This window comes from Arsenicibacter rosenii (assembly GCF_001870735.1).
GTDB classification, from domain to species: Bacteria; Bacteroidota; Bacteroidia; order Cytophagales; family Spirosomataceae; genus Arsenicibacter; species Arsenicibacter rosenii.
In genome coordinates this window covers 1-1,575 of record NZ_MORL01000129.1, presented here as the reverse complement: position 1 = coordinate 1,575, position 1,575 = coordinate 1, and the positions used below count along the sequence as shown (strand labels likewise).

At 58.1% G+C, this 1,575-nt stretch carries 1 protein-coding gene; it reads right to left on the bottom strand.

Annotated features, from left to right (window positions below; translation table 11 throughout):
* Nucleotides 1-1,575 (bottom strand): Ig-like domain-containing protein (locus tag BLX24_RS30285; RefSeq protein WP_143092923.1); only part of this gene is annotated, 1,575 nt, incomplete at both ends.

Here is a 1,575-nt window from a genome sequence, read left to right as displayed (position 1 = left end):
GTCACCCCCGCCGTCGAACATGCCGGTGGGGTGCCCGTATCGCACACCTGATACACCAGCCCATCTGCCCCCACAAAACCCGCTGAGGGCGTATAGCTCACCGTCCCGTCCGGATTTACCACCGCCGTCCCGTGGGACGGACCGCTGACAAGCACCGGATTCGACAGCGGCAGCCCCTCAGGGTCTTTGTCGTTGGCCAGCACATTGACCGTGGTGGCCACCCCCGCCGTGGTGCGGACGGCGTCGTTGAGGGCCACCGGTGCATCGTTGGTCAGGGCATTCGGCGGCGAGACGGGAACCAGCGTCAGCGTGGAGGTCGTACAGGCCGGTGGGGTGCCGGTATCGCAGACATTGATCACGACGGTTACCGGCGTGGTCTGATTCACCGGCGCATTGTAAGTATAGCTGCCGTCGGGGGTCAGCGTAAAGCCGGCCGGTGGCGTACCCGCTACTGTCGCGGTAAGTCCGCCGCCTTCAGGGTCTTTATCGTTGGTCAGCACATTGCCGGCTGTCGGAAGGCCCGGAATAAATGTATTCACATCCGGATTCACCTGCGGTGACTGATTGACTAATGGGTTTACGTAGATGCTTACTGTTGCCTTACGACACAAACCGGCGCTGTTACAAACCAGATAGGTGAAACTGTCCGGCCCGACATACCCGGTTACAGGGGTAAAGGTAAATACCCCGCCTGTACTCATGACGACTGATCCGTGAGCCGGTTGCCCGCTCGTAAAGGTTAATGGCAAGGCGGGAGTGTTCGGATCCCGATCATTGGCCGCTACCGTACCGGTCACCGACGTATTCAGGCTGGTAATCAATGCATCATCAACCGCAATTGGCGACAGCGTTGTACCTGCCGGAGGGCTTGGTAAGACATTTACAGAAACAACGGCGGTTGAACACAGGGCCGGTGTACCTTTATCGCACACCTGATAGGTAAACGTTACCACGCCGGTAAACCCTGCGGGCGGCGAATAGGTTACGATCCCTGTTGTCGGGTCTACGGTTGCCGTACCTTGTATTGGTTGACCCGGCAGTGTGGGAATCCCAAGCTGTCCATTCAGGCCTGTTACACCATCCGGGTCAGTATCGTTGGCCAGTACGTTTATGGTCAAACTAAGCCCTGCGGTTGTCTGCGTGGCGTCGTTGTTGGCAACCGGTGCGTTATTGCCGGTTGTTGGTGCCGGAAACACATTGACCGATACACAGGAAGACCCGCTCAGACCCGCAGTGCTGGTCGCCGTATAACAAAAGGTGGCCGTACCGGTAAAACCAGCCGGTGGCGTATATAAATAACTGCCATCCGGATTGATTACCACGGTGCCGGTTGCCGGAGCACTTAGTAAGCTTGCCGTCAGAGTTCCGCCATTCGGATCGCTGTCGTTGGTCAGCACATTACCCGACACCGGCGTTCCCTGAATCGTTATGGCAATATCCGGTGTCATGACCAGGGGCAACAGGCTGCAACCGGCCGGCGCGCCAATGTTGCTGATATACTGCTCAACCGGTTGCTGATTTCCGCCCGCTGGCTGGCCGGACGCGGAATAAAAGCTGTTCGGCACATTGTAGCCA